The 15,023-nt window shown below is 71.8% G+C and carries 13 protein-coding genes; 6 read left to right on the top strand and 7 right to left on the bottom strand.

What is annotated here, in order from left to right:
* Positions 1 to 70 precede the first annotated feature (70 nt).
* Positions 71 to 2,650 (bottom strand): aminopeptidase N, encoded by a 2,580-nt coding sequence (pepN, locus tag BM237_RS09735; protein ID WP_093849234.1) that lies wholly within the window; start codon positions 2,648 to 2,650, stop codon positions 71 to 73.
* A gap of 216 nt (positions 2,651 to 2,866) precedes the next feature.
* On the opposite strand from pepN, the gene BM237_RS09740 reads away from it, so the two are divergent.
* Both BM237_RS09740 and BM237_RS09745 read left to right on the top strand, forming a co-directional pair.
* Positions 2,867 to 3,625, top strand: coding sequence for a Clp protease N-terminal domain-containing protein (locus BM237_RS09740; protein ID WP_093849144.1), 759 nt, complete (start codon positions 2,867 to 2,869; stop codon positions 3,623 to 3,625).
* 228 nt (positions 3,626 to 3,853) lie between these two features.
* The gene (locus tag BM237_RS09745; protein WP_093849145.1) at positions 3,854 to 5,563 is read left to right on the top strand and encodes a TIGR03767 family metallophosphoesterase; all 1,710 of its coding nucleotides are present in this window, start codon (positions 3,854 to 3,856) and stop codon (positions 5,561 to 5,563) included.
* A 37-nt stretch (positions 5,564 to 5,600) separates the two neighbouring features.
* Here the strand turns inward: BM237_RS09745 and BM237_RS09750 are convergent, their stop codons facing one another.
* Entirely contained in the window at positions 5,601 to 6,248 is a 648-nt protein-coding gene (locus BM237_RS09750) for an SMI1/KNR4 family protein (RefSeq protein ID WP_093849146.1), read from the bottom strand.
* Positions 6,249 to 6,367: 119 nt separating this feature from the next.
* Between BM237_RS09750 and BM237_RS09755 the strand changes: the two genes are divergently transcribed.
* A complete protein-coding gene (locus BM237_RS09755; protein ID WP_093849147.1) occupies positions 6,368 to 6,601 on the top strand; it encodes a hypothetical protein in 234 nt (77 codons plus the stop codon).
* 69 nt (positions 6,602 to 6,670) lie between these two features.
* On the opposite strand, the gene BM237_RS09760 is transcribed toward BM237_RS09755, so the two are convergent.
* Positions 6,671 to 7,378: an AAA family ATPase gene (locus BM237_RS09760; RefSeq protein WP_093849148.1), complete on the bottom strand. Its 708-nt coding sequence runs from the start codon at positions 7,376 to 7,378 to the stop codon at positions 6,671 to 6,673.
* A 228-nt stretch (positions 7,379 to 7,606) separates the two neighbouring features.
* On the opposite strand from BM237_RS09760, the gene BM237_RS09765 reads away from it, so the two are divergent.
* Complete coding sequence (locus BM237_RS09765) at positions 7,607 to 8,776, top strand: endo-1,4-beta-xylanase (protein WP_093849149.1); 1,170 nt, start codon at positions 7,607 to 7,609, stop codon at positions 8,774 to 8,776.
* A gap of 536 nt (positions 8,777 to 9,312) precedes the next feature.
* On the opposite strand, the gene BM237_RS09770 is transcribed toward BM237_RS09765, so the two are convergent.
* Entirely contained in the window at positions 9,313 to 10,059 is a 747-nt protein-coding gene (locus BM237_RS09770; protein ID WP_093849150.1) for a lytic polysaccharide monooxygenase, read from the bottom strand.
* Positions 10,060 to 10,838: 779 nt separating this feature from the next.
* On the opposite strand from BM237_RS09770, the gene BM237_RS09775 reads away from it, so the two are divergent.
* Both BM237_RS09775 and BM237_RS09780 read left to right on the top strand, forming a co-directional pair.
* Positions 10,839 to 11,342 (top strand): DUF5753 domain-containing protein, encoded by a 504-nt coding sequence (locus BM237_RS09775; protein WP_093849151.1) that lies wholly within the window; start codon positions 10,839 to 10,841, stop codon positions 11,340 to 11,342.
* The gene (locus BM237_RS09780; RefSeq protein WP_093849152.1) at positions 11,339 to 11,545 is read left to right on the top strand and encodes a DUF397 domain-containing protein; all 207 of its coding nucleotides are present in this window, start codon (positions 11,339 to 11,341) and stop codon (positions 11,543 to 11,545) included. The genes BM237_RS09775 and BM237_RS09780 overlap by 4 nt, the downstream gene beginning before the upstream one ends.
* Positions 11,546 to 11,592: 47 nt before the next feature.
* On the opposite strand, the gene BM237_RS09785 is transcribed toward BM237_RS09780, so the two are convergent.
* From BM237_RS09785 to BM237_RS09795, 3 genes are all read right to left on the bottom strand, one after another.
* Positions 11,593 to 13,815 carry an FtsX-like permease family protein gene (locus tag BM237_RS09785; RefSeq protein WP_093849153.1) on the bottom strand — a complete coding sequence of 741 codons (2,223 nt, stop codon included), beginning with the start codon at positions 13,813 to 13,815 and terminating at the stop codon, positions 11,593 to 11,595.
* On the bottom strand, positions 13,812 to 14,471 hold the full coding sequence (locus BM237_RS09790; RefSeq protein WP_245793517.1) for an ABC transporter ATP-binding protein: 660 nt from the start codon (positions 14,469 to 14,471) through the stop codon (positions 13,812 to 13,814). Before BM237_RS09790 ends, BM237_RS09785 begins: the two co-directional genes overlap by 4 nt.
* A gap of 94 nt (positions 14,472 to 14,565) precedes the next feature.
* Complete coding sequence (locus BM237_RS09795; RefSeq protein WP_093849154.1) at positions 14,566 to 14,913, bottom strand: hypothetical protein; 348 nt, start codon at positions 14,911 to 14,913, stop codon at positions 14,566 to 14,568.
* Positions 14,914 to 15,023: the final 110 nt, after the last annotated feature.

A 15,023-nucleotide genomic window follows, 5' to 3' on the forward strand; every position in this document is an offset into this window, starting at 1 on the left:
CGGTGCCCGCGCCCTGAAGGCGCGGGCACCGCCCCCCCCCTTCGTGGCTCCCGGGGCGGCTCCCGGAACGTCAGACGGCCGCCGCCGCGTCCGCCGCCCGCGCCTTCAGGGCCCGCTCGACCCCCGCGCGCGACTCGGTCACCAGGCGGCGCAGGGCCGCGCTGGGCTCGGCCGACTCCAGCCAGGCGTCCGTGGCCCGCAGCGTCTCCTCGGACACCTGCAGGGTCGGGTAGAGGCCGACCGCGATCTGCTGGGCCATCTCGTGGCTGCGCGACTCCCACACGTCCTTGAGCACGTCGAAGTACTTCGCGGTGTACGGGGCGAGCAGCTCGCGCTGGTCGGTCTGGACGAAACCGCCGATGACCGACTCCTGCATGGCGTTGGGCAGCTTGTCGGACTCCACGACCGAGGCCCACGCCTCGGCCTTGGCCTCCTGCGTCGGCCGGGCCGCCCGCGCCGCCGCAGCGTGCCGCTCGCCGGCCGAGGTGCGGTCGCGCTCCAACTCGGCCTCGATGGCGGCCTCGTCCGCGCGCCCGGTGGCCGCGAGACGGTGGAGCAGTGCCCAGCGCAGCTCGGTGTCCACCGTCAGGCCCTTGATCTCCCGGCTGCCGTCCAGCAGCCCGGCGACCAGGTCGAGCTGCTCGTCGGTGCGGGCGGTGTCGGCCAGCGCCCGCGCCCAGGCGAGCTGGTGGTCGCTGCCGGGCCCGGCCGTGCGCAGCCGCTCCAGCGCGGCCTCGGACCAGCGCAGCAGCCCGGCCTCGCGCCAGCTCGGGGCCGCGTACAGGTCCAGGGCCAGCTTGACCTGCCGCTGGAGGGACTGGACGACGCCGATGTCGGACTCCTTGCCGATGCCGGAGAGCACCAGCTCCAGGTAGTCGCGGGCGGCCAGCTCGCCGTCGCGGGTCATGTCCCAGGCCGAGGCCCAGCACAGGGCGCGCGGCAGCGACTCGGCGAAGTCGCCCAGGTGGCCGGTGACGGTGGCCAGGGACGCCTCGTCGAGCCGGACCTTGGCGTAGGACAGGTCGTCGTCGTTGAGCAGGACCACCGCCGGGCGGCGGGTGCCGGCCAGTTCGGGCACCTCGGTGCGCTCGCCGTCCACGTCCAGCTCGATCCGGCCGGTGCGCACCAGCTTCCCGTCCTCCAGCTCGTAGGAGCCGACGGCGATGCGGTGCGGGCGCAGCAGCGGCTCGCCCTTGGCGCCCGCCGGCAGGGCCGGGGCCTCCTGGCGCACGGCGAAGGAGGTGATGACGCCGTCTCCGTCCACCTCGATCTCCGGGCGCAGGACGTTGATGCCGGCCGTCTCCAGCCACGCCTTCGACCAGGTCTTCAGATCCCGGCCGGAGGTCTCCTCCAGGGCGGTGAGCAGGTCGGTCAGACGGGTGTTGCCCCAGGCGTGCCGCTTGAAGTACGTCTGCACGCCGCGGAAGAAGGCGTCCTCGCCGACGTAGGCCACCAGCTGCTTGAGGACGGAGGCGCCCTTGGCGTAGGTGATGCCGTCGAAGTTGACCAGGACGTCGTCCAGGTCGCGGATCTCGGCCATGATCGGGTGCGTGGAGGGGAGCTGGTCCTGGCGGTAGGCCCAGGTCTTCATGGAGTTGGCGAAGGTCGTCCACGCGTGCGGCCAGCGGCTGCCGGGGGCTGCGGCCTGGCAGGCGATGGAGGTGTAGGTGGCGAACGACTCGTTCAGCCACAGGTCGTTCCACCACTCCATGGTGACCAGGTCGCCGAACCACATGTGGGCCAGCTCGTGCAGGATCGTCTCGGCGCGCACCTCGTAGGCGGCGTCCGTCACCTTGGAACGGAAGACGTACTGGTCGCGGATGGTGACGGCGCCCGCGTTCTCCATCGCGCCCGCGTTGAACTCGGGGACGAAGAGCTGGTCGTACTTGGCGAAGGGGTAGGGGTGGTCGAACTTCTCCTCGAACCAGTCGAAGCCCTGGCGGGTGACCTGGAAGATCGCGTCCGCGTCCAGGTGCTCGGCCAGTGAGGGGCGGCAGTAGACGCCCAGCGGGACGCTGCGGCCCTTGCCGTCCTCCCAGCTGCTGTGCACCGAGTGGTACGGGCCGGCGATCAGCGCGGTGATGTAGGAGGAGATGCGCGGGGTCGGCTCGAAGCGCCAGACGTTCCCGCCCTGCCCTTCGGCCTTCGGGGTGGGCGAGTTGGAGATCACCGTCCAGCCCTCGGGGGCGGTGACGGTGAAGGCGAAGGACGCCTTCAGGTCGGGCTGCTCGAAGCAGGCGAACACCCGGCGGGCGTCGGGCACCTCGAACTGCGTGTAGAGGTACGCCTGGTCGTCGACGGGGTCGACGAAGCGGTGCAGGCCCTCGCCGGTGTTGGTGTAGGCGCAGTCGGCGACGACGCGCAGCTTGTTGCGTCCGGCGACCAGGCCGGGCAGGGCGATGCGCGAGTCGGCGAAGGCCTCGGCGGGGTCGAGGGACTCGCCGTTGAGGACGATCTCGTGCACGGCCGGGGCCACCAGGTCGATGAAGCTCTCCCGAGTCTCGCGCGCCTCGAACCTCACCGTGGTGGCCGAGCGGAAGGTTCCTCCCTCCTGCGCGCCGGAGAGGTCGAGCTCGATCTCGTACGAGTCCACCTCGAGCAGACGGGCCCGCTCCCGCGCCTCTTCGCGCGTGAGGTTCGTACCAGGCACCTGCGTCATCTCCTTCGTATGGCCGGATTCTCGGGTTTCCGGCCATCCTCGCACGCCCGCTCCGGGGAACGTGATGACCTTTTCCCGCCGGTACCTGCGGCGATGTGCCGTGACGGCGGGGACACCGGCGGAGCGCCGCACCCTCCACGAGGGCGCTCGGCCGAAAATCGTCAACCTCAAGTTGACGGCATCGGATCGTCAACCTAAAGTTGACGCATGGAGAATCCGACGCCCGTCACGGGCACCGTCCGCCTCGACGACCTGATCGAGGGCATCAAGCAGACCGAGTCCGACGTCCTGCGGCAGCTGTCCACCGCGGTCCTCACCGCGGAGCACCTCGGCGAGGTGGCCGACCATCTGATCGGCCACTTCGTGGACCAGGCCCGGCGCTCGGGCGCCTCCTGGACCGACATCGGCCGGAGCATGGGCATCACCAAGCAGGCCGCCCAGAAACGCTTCGTCCCCAAGGGCTCCGCACCGGACCTGGACCCTTCCCAGGGGTTCGGCCGGTTCACCCCCCGCGCCCGGAACGCCGTGGTGGCGGCGCAGAACGAGGCCCGGGCGGCGGGCCACGGCGAGATCCGGCCCGAGCACCTTGCCCTGGGCCTGCTGAGCGAGCCGGACGGGCTCGGCGCGAAGGCCGTCACCGCACAGGGCCTGGCGGCGGAGGCGGTCCGGGAGGCCCTCACCGCGGCGCTCCCGCCCGCGGCCGGCGAGGCGCCCGAACTCGTCCCGTTCGACGCGGGGGCGAAGAAGGCGCTGGAGCTCACCTTCCGCGAGGCGCTGCGGCTGGGCCACAACCACGTCGGCACCGAGCACATCCTGCTGGCACTGCTGGAGCTGGAGAACGGCGACGGGCCGCTGAGCGGCCTGGGCGTCACCAAGACGGCCGCCGAGGCGTACGCGGCCGAGGCGCTGGCCGCGTTCGCGGCCTCACGGGGTGGCTCCCAGCCGGAGGCGGCCCCGCGGGAGTGAGCGGAGAGGGCGAAAGCGGGAGGCCGGGAGGTGAACTCCCGGCCTCCCCGGTGAACGCACGGCCGGCGGGACATGACGGATGCGGTCCCCGGTGATCCATGCACCCTGTTCGGCGCCGTACGTTCGCACGCCGTTGGAACGCGGGTCACCGCGGCTGCCGACGATCCCCGGTGGGTGGGGAACGCCCCGCCCCCAAGGCGCCGCGTCCGCATCCGGGGAGAGACGTCCATGTCCCGCAGCAGCCAGCCCGCCCACCGCAGCACGCTCCACCGCGCCCTCGACCGCCGTACCCTGCTCACCGCCGCCGGAGCCGCCGCGATCGCCACCGGGACGGGGGTGGCCCTCGGCGCAGGCGGGGAGCCGGCCGACGCCGCCGCGCCCGCCGCGGCTCCGCCCGCGCCGCCCACCTCCCCGACACCCACCGCCCCGGCCGTCCCCTCCCCCGCCGGGACCACGCTGGTGAGCACCGCCGCGCCGCGCGGCGCGAGCGGCTACCGGCGGCTGGGCGAAGGACGCGGCTGGGAGCGGGTCGTACGGGAGGACCTGGCCGCCGCGGGCGGGGCGCGCGCGGACCGGCGCACCGTCCTGGCCTCGTTCGTCCAGCTCACCGACACCCATGTCACGGACGTGCAGCACCCGTTGCGCTTCGAGTACCTGCGCTCCGGGAAGCCGCGCGCCTGGCGCCCGCAGGAGGCGCTGTCGGTGCACGGACTGGTCTCGATGGTCGAGCGGATCAACTCGCTGCGCGGCGGCCCGGCCACCGGCGCGCCGCTCGGCTTCGCGATCACCACCGGGGACAACACGGACAACAACTGCCGTGCCGAGACCGAGTGGTTCCTCACCGCGATGAGCGGTGGCCGCATCACCCCCAACACCGGCGACCCGCTGCGCTACGAGGGAGTGCAGAACTCCGGGCTGCCCCTGTACTGGCACCCGGAGGGCGGGGCGGAGGACACCGACCGGGCGCGGTACGGCTTCCCCCGCGTCGACGGCTTCCTCGACGCCGCGATCCGGCGGCTCACCAGCCCCGGCCTGACCATCCCCTGGTACTCCACCGTCGGCAACCACGACGACCTCCACGGCGGCCACTACGCGGGCGGCGCATACCTCGCCGACCTGTCCGTCGGGGAGCGGAAGCTGTACGAGCTGCCCGAGGCCGAGGCCGCCGCGATGTACAGAACGATCCGCAAGGGCCGCGACACCCGGGGCGCCGCACTCCAGGAGTTGCTGCGCGCCAACTCCCGGAAGATGCGCACCGTCACCCCCGACCCCTCCCGCGCGCCCCTCACCACCCGGGAGTACGCCGCGGCGCACCTGGACCCGGCGTACACCGGCCCCGGCCCGACCGGCCACGGCTACACCCGGGCCGCCCTGGAGGAGGGGCGGCTGTACTACTCCTTCCGTATCGCCGACGGCGTGCTCGGCGTCAGCCTGGACACCACCAACCCGGACGGCGACTGGCACGGCCACATGGGCGCGGCCCAACTGCGCTGGCTGGAACGCGAGCTGACCCGCCACGGCGACGACCACGTGCTGGTCTTCAGCCACCACCCCAGCGGCTCCATGACCGTCGGCGGCCCGGAGCTGACCGCGCTGCTGGGGCGGCACGCCAATGTGACCGCCTGGATCAACGGGCACAGCCACCGCAACCGGATCGAGCCGCACGGCCACTACTGGGAGATCACCACCGCCTCGCACGTCGACCATCCGCAGCTCGCCCGCGTCATCGAGCTGACGGACAACGGCGACGGCACCCTGTCCCTGTTCACCACCTGCGTCGAGTCCGCTGCCCCGTACGCCGCCGACCCCGGCGACCTCTCCCCCGCCGGCCTGGCCTCGCTCTACCGCGAACTGGCCTTCAACGCCCCGGGCCGCAGCACGGCACGGGCGGGCAGGGCGGGCGACCGCAACACGGAACTGCTGCTGCGGGGCCGCTGAGGGGGTGGCCGGACCCACGGCTGCGGTACGGGCCGGGTCAGCGCCTCCGGTCCTCCGGCCCGGGGGGCCGAGGCTCGGGCTCAGGCGGCTTCCAGGGACGGGCGCCGACCAGGAACGCGGGACGGCGCGCGGTGGGCGGCAGCGGCCCGAGCACCCTGCCGCCGGGCAGCCCGATCCCGGTGGTCAGCAGCGCCACCAGGGTCTGCGCCAGCGTCGTCCCGCAGCCGTGCCACGGATCGCTCCCGCGACGGGCGGCCTCGGCGTCGAACACGACGACCGGCCACCGGTCGGGGTCGCCGGACGCCCCGGTGTCCCACAGCAGCCTGACGCCCTCCCGCGTCTCGCCCCAGGCGAGCAGCCCGCCGGGCTCGGGGTGGAACGGCGGGGGCTCCCGCCGCAGGGCCCGGAGGGAGGAGATACGGCACTCCCGGTGGGTCTCCCACAGCCAGTCCCCGTAGTCGTAATCGCCCTCCCGCTCGCACGGCGTGTGCAGCCACAGCCGCTCGCCGATCTCCAGCGGCCCGAGGGTGCGGGCCAGCGCCCTGTAGTCGGCGGGCAGCCTCAGCCCCAGTCGGCTCTCGACCGCGTCCCAGCCGACGGGGACGGGCTCGGGCGCGGCGGGCCGGCCGGAGTCCGCCGACGGCGGTGGGAGCTCGAGCCGTGCGATGAGCGAGGACAGGTCCATGGCGTGGCATGTTCGCATGTCACGCCGACAACCGCGCCGCCCGGGGGCGGGCGGAAAGGTGTTGTGCCGGGTGCGGCGGTGGGCCAGGGTACGGGGGACGATCGGGAGGAGCGGCACGGATGGCCATACTCGTCTACTACCGCAAGCTCTCCGAGGACGCCTCCACCGTCCGTTACGCGTTCGGTGGGCGCCCTGAGGAGATGGACCGGGTCATGACCCTGGACAAGGCGACCCACGAGGCCGAACCGGACGACGGCGGGCAGACCTTCGGCTTCCGCGCCACGGTCCGCGGGATCGCCCGCACCCACCACACCTCCGGCGCCTGGCCGGAGCACGGGATGGTCGCCCACTAGAGGCCGCCGGGACCGACGGCACCGACGGCACCGCCGACACCGACGCGGAGCGCGTAACGCGAGTGGCCCTCAGTCCAGGATGTGCCGCAGATAGGCCCCGGGGTCGGCGAGGTAGCGGCGCCAGTGGTCGACCAGGGCGAGTTCGCCCCGGGCCGTCCGGCGCAGGCCGTGCTCGCCGACCTCGACGACGTCCGCGCCCGGCAGCGCGGTCAGCAGTGGTGAGTGGTTGGCGCAGACGACCTGGCCGCCGCTTCCGGCCGGCCGGTCGATGTGGCCGATCAGTTCCAGGCCGGACGCGAACGACAGCGCCGCCTCCGGCTCGTCCATCACATACAGCCCGGGCCTGAGGAACTTCCCGCGGAACGCGGCGAGGAAGCCCTCGCCGTGGCTGACCGAGTCCGGCGCGAATCCCTCCCGCTCCAGCGCGTCCAGCGCCGTCTCCGCACGCAGGAAGAACCCGGTGCGGGCGGACCAGTTCCCGAGCATGCGCCGCCCGCGCGGCGCCGCGTCGAACCGTATCCGCTCCCCCAGCTTCGACCTGGCGCGCGGGCTCGCGTAGCGCCAGTCGTGCGAGCCGCCCCAGGGGTCCAGGCCGAAGCCCTCCGCCAGGACCTCGACCAGCGTGGACTTCCCCGAACCGTTCTCGCCCACCAGGAACGTCACCGGCGCGGTGAAGCGCAGCCCGTCCGTCAGGAGCGCCCGTACGCAGGGGAGGGACCAGGGCCATTCCCCGTCGTCGTACGACTCCACGTGTGCGTACGCGCGTTCGACGATCATGCGCCGGGTCTCCCACGCACCGCGCGCTCACCGTGCTTCCCCTCACCCGCGCCCCGTCCGCCCCGTCCGGCACACGGGTACGCGGAAAGGCGGCGGTGAACGCGTCGGCGAACGCGGTGGTGCACGGGTATTGACGCCCCGACCGAGCGGCCCTTAGCGTCCCTGAACCAAGCGTCCGGAAAATTTCCGGAAACTTTGAAAAGGTCGACCGAAAATGGGAGCCCTCCGATGAGACCCGTTCGCATCGCCACCGCCGCACTCACCGCGGCCGCACTGTCCCTGCCCCTGGTGGTGACCTCGGCCACGGCCGCCCCGCCCGCCGACCGGGAGGCCGCACCGCACTCCAACGCCAAGTTCGACCGGCTTCGCGAGGCCGCTCCCAAGGGGTTCTACGTGGGCACCGCCGTGGCGGGCGGCGGCCACCACCTGGAGCAGGACTACCCGGACCCGTTCACCCACGACCGGAAGTACCGGAAGATCCTCGGGCAGCAGTTCAACTCGGTCTCCCCCGAGAACCAGATGAAGTGGGAGTTCATCCACCCCGAGCGGGACACCTACGACTTCGGGGCGGCCGACGCCATCGTCGAGTTCGCCGAGCGCCACCGGCAGGTCGTGCGCGGCCACACGCTGCTGTGGCACAGCCAGAACCCCGAGTGGCTGGAGCAGGGCGACTTCTCCGAGGAGGAGCTGCGCGAGATCCTGCGCGAGCACATCACCACCGTCGTCGGCCGCTACGCCGGAAAGATCCAGCAGTGGGACGTGGCCAACGAGATCTTCGACGACCAGGGCAACCTGCGCACCCAGGACAACATCTGGATCCGTGAGCTCGGGCCGGAGATCATCGCCGACGCCTTCCGCTGGGCCCACGAGGCCGACCCGGAGGCGAAGCTGTTCTTCAACGACTACAACGTCGAGAGCGACAACGCCAAGAGCGACGCCTACTACGAGCTCAGCCAGGAGCTGCTCGCGCAGGGCGTGCCCGTGCACGGCTTCTCCGTGCAGGCACACCTGAGCATGCGCTACGGCTTCCCGGGCGACCTCCAGCAGAACCTGCAGCGGTTCGACGACCTCGGCCTGGAGACGGCCGTCACCGAGCTGGACATCCGCATGGACCTGCCCGAGAGCGGCGAGCCCACCGCCGAGCAGCAGAAGCAGCAGGCCGACTGGTACCAGCGGGTGCTGGAGGCGTGCCTGGAGGTCGAGGAGTGCAACTCCTTCACCATCTGGGGCTTCACCGACAAGTACTCCTGGGTGCCGGTGTTCTTCGAGGGCGAGGGCTCGGCGACGGTCATGACCGAGGACTTCAAGCGCAAGCCCGCCTTCTACGCCCTGCGGTCCTCCCTGAAGGAGGCCAAGTGGGAGCAGTGGAAGGAGGACCGGGGCTGGAAGCGCCGCTGAGCGCGTCCGCCTGCGGCGGGTGACCCGATGAGCCCCGCCCCCGCCGGGCCCGCCACCGCCCTCTGCCGGCGGTGGCGGGCCCGGCCCGCTTCCGGCTCACATCCGCTCGCCCCGTCCCGCGCCGGACTCAGGACGGGCCGGTGTCACCGGACCGCCGCCCTCTCCAGGGCGGCGGTCCGGGCGCGGGCGGTCTCCGGGTTGCAGCGGCCCAGCTCCACCAGCGGGCGCGGGCCGACGGTCCGGGGGCAGGACGCCAGGTCGATGCCGAGGGAGGCAGGGCGATCCCGTTTCCGGCCAGGGCCGCGTGGGGTTCGACCACCGCCTCGGTGGAGGCACTGATCGCCTCGGTGACCGGATCGCGGCCCGCCACAGCGGCGGGCGGGACGGCGGGGAGGTCGTACACCGACGCACGTCATCGGCTGACGACGCGACCGGCACACGCGCGGCGGGGAACGCGAAAGGGCCGGCGCACGCCCCCAGCGGGCGCGCACCGGCCCGGCCGCGTCACGCGGTCACCGGATCACGCGGTCACCGGATCACCCGGCCGCGCAGGCTCCGAGGTCCTCCCAGACGCCCCACTCGCCGGTGGCGCCGGGCTCCTCACCCTGCGTCCACCACTTGGCGCGCCAGGTGTGCCCGTCGTGGGTGACGGTGTCGCCGCCGTTGTAGACGTTCCCGGTGCCCCAGGCCGGCGAGGCGCAGGCGCCCGGCTCGCCGTCACCGCCACCATCGCCGCCGCCGTCGCCACCACCGTCACCGCCGCCCGTGCCACCGATGTTGACGTCGATGCAGGCGTAGAAGGCGTTGGCGGTGTCCGCCACGTTCCACACGGCGAGCACCTTCTGGCGGCCGGTGAGGCCGTCGAAGTTCACCTGGTGGCTGACCTGCGAGGGCGGCTGCACACCCTTGCCGTCGAACTCGGCGATCTTCCGGTCGCCGATGAAGTACTGCCAGGTGTCGGTGGCGTGGCGTGCCGTCAGGCTCCAGGTGAAGGTGTGCGAGGAGCCGACCGGCGTGACCCGCCAGGCCTTGCTGTCGTCGTCGAGCTCGGCGAACTGCTCGTTGCCGCCGCTGCAGCTCTTGAGCCCCTTCGGCCCCTCCACGCTCTGCGGCTCGTACGAGATCTGACCGCAGTCGACGACGCCCTGGGCGCACTGGTCCTGGCGGCTGCCGGGGTCGGTCACCCAGCCGTGGGCGTTGGCCGTGCCCGCCGGAAGGCTGACGGCGAGCAGGGGGGCGACCATCGCGCCGAGCGCAAGGGCCACTCGCTTCTTCGTGTTCATGCCATTCCACTTTCTTCGGTGTCGTCGAGGCCGCCGCCCGGAAGTCCGGCGCGACCGGGTGGGGTACGGCGCGTACGCCGTGCCGGTCGCGCCGACCCGCCGGGTGGCGCGGGTGCGCGGACGCACCGGATGCCGCGATGGGCATCACCGTCCACGCACCGTGCCCTCACACGGACAACGCCGTGGGACGAGGACAGAGGCTGACCTAAGGTCTAGACCTGAGGTGTTCAGGTCTAGACCTTAGCGGTGGACTGTCCTCGGTCAAGGGGTTGAACAAAGCGAACTTCCGGCCAACACAGCCGACTTCGGACCCACCTCAGCCCCCGCCGGTCTCACGGACCCACCCGAGGCCGCGAGTCGGCCGGAAGCCCTGCCGGTCGTAGCGATGGGAGTTCACCGTCAGCCGACCACGTGGATTGGGCAGCGTGCCGCGCCCGAGCGCGCCAGGCGCACGTCGGCGGTCACCAGGGCGCAGCCGTGGGCCTCGGCAAGGGCACTGCCCCGGCAGCGTTGTGGCGTCCGGGCCGGGGAGTGGGGACGGGCGGGAAGATCGCATCGATGCCGTTCGCCGGAGATGCGGCTTTCCGGAACCGGACGGGCGGGCGCGCATACGGCTGGTTCCGGCCCGCACTTCCCCTGTTGGGCAAGGCCGAGGGGCTGGCGAACACCTGCAACGCCTGTGCCGACTGGCGCGAAAGTCCCGGTACCCCGATTACTTCGCCGAAGCAGCGGAACTGGAGAGGACAGCGACGACCATCAGCGAGTACGCGCCGACGTTGGTGCCCGGCTTGTTGCAGACCGAGGGGTACGCACGAGATCTGATCCGAGCAACACAACTGTTCGCGCCCCAGGAGGAAGTGGACGATCGCGTCACGGCGCGCATGGAAAGGCAGCGAATGCTCGCCCAGTCCGCACCTCCCGAGCTGTGGGCAGTCATCCACGAAGCTGCGCTGCGTATCCCGGTCGGCGGCCCGGCCACCATGCACGAGCAACTGCGCCACCTGCTGGAACTGGGCCATGACCACTACCGCATCGTGGTCCAAGTGCTGCCCTTCGAAGCGGGATCAGCCGCTTTCCTGAACGGCACGGTGATCCAGATGACCTTCCCAGACGCCCCGCCGGTCTCCTACGCCGAGAGTGCGTACACCGGCCAACTCGTCGAGGAACCAAGGCTGGTAGCCCAGTACCAGCGAGCCTACGACCTGATCAGGGCCGCCGCGCTGTCACCGAAGGCGTCCCTGGCCCTGATCCAATCGGTGGCGAAGGACTACAAGACACCATGAGCATCGACTACGACCTGAGCACGGCCACCTGGCGCAAGTCGTCCTACACCAACGGAGACGGAGGAGCGTGCGTCGAGATCGTCGACGACCTCCCTGGCGTCACCCCCGTCCGCGACAGCAAAGCCCCCGAGAGGCCCGCACTGGTCTTCCCGAACGCCGGCTGGTCGGCCTTCGTAACGGCGGTCAAGGACAACGTGCTCTGACCGGTTCACCGGACCAGTCCTGTCGACCGTAAGAAGGGAGTTCACCGTCAGTCGTTGGTAGGCGTCCAGCGCCGGGCCCCGGCGAATGCGCCACGGGCGCCGGCCGCCCCGGTGAGCACGGCCAGGAGGGCGCAGCCAGCGACGGCGGTGACGACAAGGCCGGTCGAGAGCCCCGCGCCGGTCCCTCTGACCACGGGCTGGGAAAGGAACCACGCGGCTCCCGTCGCGATGGGCGCGGCGATCACCAGCGGCGTGGTGAGGTACCACACCGAGGTGCTGACGAAGACGCGACGGTTCCCGCTGAAGACGCCGACCGGGGCGAGCCGGGTGCCGAAGCGCCGGAACTCCGACAGGGAACTGATGGTGGACGCGCATGCGAGGACGAGCAGGCCGACGCCGCCCAGCAGCGCGATCCACCGGCCCACGGTGGCGTACTGGAGCATGCCTCCCAAGGCGTTCCCACCGAGTCGGTCAACGAACGGGGCCATTCCCAGATGCGTGTAGGAGGCTCTGTTGACAGCCTCCGACGCACCGTGATCGGCGGAATCGGCGACCGTCACCAGGGTCCACTGGGCATCGCCCGGCTCGTTCACCGCGTGGACGTAGTCGGTAACGGGTGCTTCACGGACGGTCAGACCGGCACGTGTCCCGGTCCAGCGTGCGAGTTCCCGCGCCTGTGTACCGGTACCGGTGTCGATGGGGGCCGGGGCGGCGGAGCATTTCTGTCCCAGCGAACGCAGAGCCTCGCAGTCTCCGCGGAGTTCGGCGGGGCTACGGGGATCGGGCCGACGGACGAGGGCCAGGACGTGCTGCCCGGCGAGGTCCCGCCGGAACGCTGTGAGCTCCTTCTCCGTGATGGCGTCGGTGCGGACGAGGCTGATGCTCGTACCGATGCGGTCCAGGGTCTCGGCCGCGGCGGCGGCCTCGCCCGATGTGCGCGAGGTCCAGATGTGGAGCTGGGTTACCAGAACCAGCCCGATGGTGACGGTGGCGACCATGCGGGCGGTCACCCCGGGGTGGTGGGTGGTCCACCGTCCCGCGACGAGCGGCCCCACTTTCCCGGACCTCTCCCCCGCCCAGGCCACGGCCCGGCCGAGGGCCGCCATGACGGTGGCGATCAGTGCGGGCAGAGAGGCCAGGACCAGCACCAGCCCCGTGACGTACTGGGCCAGGCTCACCGCGAGGTTCGGAGCGAACGGGGTGAGATCGGCGGGCATGGCGATGACCGCGCCGAGCGGTAGCAGGACCATCCAGCGTCTGCTGACCCGGGCGGGGGCATGGCGGTCCGCGGCGCGCCGGGCGCGGTGAAGTAGGACTACGGCGACGAGAACGGTGAGGACGGCAACCGGCGCGGTGGCCGCGTACGCCCACAGCCAGGGCCGCAGCCCGGCTGCGGTGAGCGGATACCCGACCAGAGGCAGTGTGATGTCCCACGTCAGCACGGCGACGGCGGGGATCGTACCCGTCAGCGCGCCCGCCACGACCGGGGTCGCGGCCTCACCGAGGTTGATCAGGGCCCGATGGCCGGCGGTCGCTCCCAGGGTCTCCAGCAGTGTGGTGCGCCGGTCCCGTCCGGCCGCGTCGACACGGACGGCGATCACCACCAGCACGGCGGTGGGGAGCAGGATCAGGCCGCCGATGGCCGACAGGAGGATGTCGGGGCCGTAGACCACGGCGGAGTCCCCGAAGACCGGATACGTCTCTTCGCCACGGGCCCCGAACCCGGTGACCAGATCGCTGTCGTCGAAGGACTCGTGCCCCTCGGGGGCACGGACGTAGGCCAAGCGCTCGGCCGGGGAGGTGAGCCCGTCTCCGGTGATGGCGCCCGCATGGGTACCGTAACGTTCGGTGATCCTCTGGCCGGCGCCGACCTGAAGCAGCGCCGGGGAGAGGAACGCCTCGCCCGGATCGGGCCAGCGCGGCAGGCCGGGCGGCGGCTCGGCCTCGGTGTCGGCGTCGAGAGGGGCGAGGAAGACGACGTTGTGCTGCGGTGATCCGGTGATGTCGTTCCCGGACTCGTACCAGTGGGCGACCGGCTCCTCGTCCGGGTGGGACATGTGCATACGCGGGGCGCGGGCCCGGTCGGTGTCGGCACGCGCGTCGTAGCCGGCCGCCGTGGTGACAAGAGCCGTCAGGCCCATGGTCAGCGTGGCCGCGGCCAGGAACAGGCCGGCCCACCGCAGCCGTGCCTGTCGTGCCCCGGCCCCGGCTGCCCGGCCGATCCGCCACAGCCGCCGCCACAGCGGCCCCTCGGCCGCGTGGCGGCTCACACGGCCTCCACAGCGGGAGCGAGATCGAGGACGTCGTCGGCCCACCGGGCCACCTGCTGATCGTGGGTGACCACGACCAGTGCGCAGTCCCACCGACCGGGCAGTGAGAAGAGCAGGTCGGCGACGATGTCACGGCTCGCGGTGTCCAGTGAGCCCGTGGGCTCGTCGGCGAGCAGCACCGTCGGCCGGTTGACCAGTGCGCGGGCCACCGCGACCCGCTGTCGTTCCCCACCAGACAGGGCGCCCGTGGCCGTGTGGTGGGGCACACCGAGGTGGTCGAGTAGTTCGAGCCCGCGACTGCGGGCCTCCCGCCGCCCGGTGCCGGCCAGGAGCGCGGGGAGGGTGACGTTCTCCAGTGGGCTGAGCTCCGGGAGGAGTTCGCCGAACTGGAACACCATGCCCAGGTTCCGGGCGCGGAACGCGGCCAGCCGGCCGCGGCCGAGCCGGGTGATGTCCGTGCCGCCCACCAGGATGCTGCCCTCGTCCGGCCTGACCAGGCCCAGGACGCAGGAGAGCAGGGTCGTCTTCCCCGTCCCGGACGGCCCCGTCACCGCGACCGACGAGCCCGCGTACACCTCCAGGTTCACGTGCGCCAGCACGGGACGGCCCGGGAAGCCGTGGCTGACGTCCCTGACGGACAGAACTGGGTCGTTCACGCTGCGGCTCCGAGACTCCGGGGAAGAGGATGGCGCGGTGGGCGGGGAGTCCCCGCCCACCGCCAGTGATCGGACGATGCTCCGTCAGTCGTTCCTACCGGTAGTACCACTTGCCCTCGACGTCGGGAGCGGCGAACCTCTGCTCGACCACACGCATCTTGTTGATCTCGCGGCCTTCAGGGGTTGGGTAGCAGCTTCCGTCGCCGAGTTCGTTCCACCAGTTCTTGATGGTGTCGCTGCCGTCACGCCGATACTGGGCCTTGATCTTGTTGCCGTCCGCTTCCCAGTCACACACCTCGGCATTCCTGCCGCCGTTCGTCGTGTAGGCGTAGTCGTCGCCCTGCCAGGCGTAGAAGCCGAACGCGGGGGCGGCACCAAGGGTGGCACCGATCGCGAGTGTCATGCCGGATATGGCCACAGCGCGCCGTGCGGTCTTCTTCATGTTTCCCCCTCGCTACGAATACTTGAACACCAGAACCTGATCACATGAACAACATCCGCCACAACAAGATCAATAACCGGAACCATTCATCGCGTTTTCCGTACGCGAAG

Source organism: Streptomyces mangrovi (assembly GCF_900114215.1).
Taxonomy (GTDB): domain Bacteria; phylum Actinomycetota; class Actinomycetes; order Streptomycetales; family Streptomycetaceae; genus Streptomyces; species Streptomyces barkulensis.

Bases quoted from the DNA above. Each gene is read 5' to 3' on its own strand.
- BM237_RS09770 (WP_093849150.1), bottom strand. From the start codon at position 10,059: ATGAACACGAAGAAGCGAGTGGCCCTTGCGCTCGGCGCGATGGTCGCC.
- BM237_RS09740 (WP_093849144.1), top strand. From the start codon at position 2,867: ATGGAGAATCCGACGCCCGTCACGGGCACCGTCCGCCTCGACGACCTG.
- BM237_RS09745 (WP_093849145.1), top strand. From the start codon at position 3,854: ATGTCCCGCAGCAGCCAGCCCGCCCACCGCAGCACGCTCCACCGCGCC.
- BM237_RS09795 (WP_093849154.1), bottom strand. From the start codon at position 14,913: ATGAAGAAGACCGCACGGCGCGCTGTGGCCATATCCGGCATGACACTC.
- BM237_RS09755 (WP_093849147.1), top strand. From the start codon at position 6,368: ATGGCCATACTCGTCTACTACCGCAAGCTCTCCGAGGACGCCTCCACC.
- BM237_RS09760 (WP_093849148.1), bottom strand. From the start codon at position 7,378: ATGATCGTCGAACGCGCGTACGCACACGTGGAGTCGTACGACGACGGG.
- BM237_RS09780 (WP_093849152.1), top strand. From the start codon at position 11,339: ATGAGCATCGACTACGACCTGAGCACGGCCACCTGGCGCAAGTCGTCC.
- BM237_RS09765 (WP_093849149.1), top strand. From the start codon at position 7,607: ATGAGACCCGTTCGCATCGCCACCGCCGCACTCACCGCGGCCGCACTG.
- BM237_RS09750 (WP_093849146.1), bottom strand. From the start codon at position 6,248: ATGGACCTGTCCTCGCTCATCGCACGGCTCGAGCTCCCACCGCCGTCG.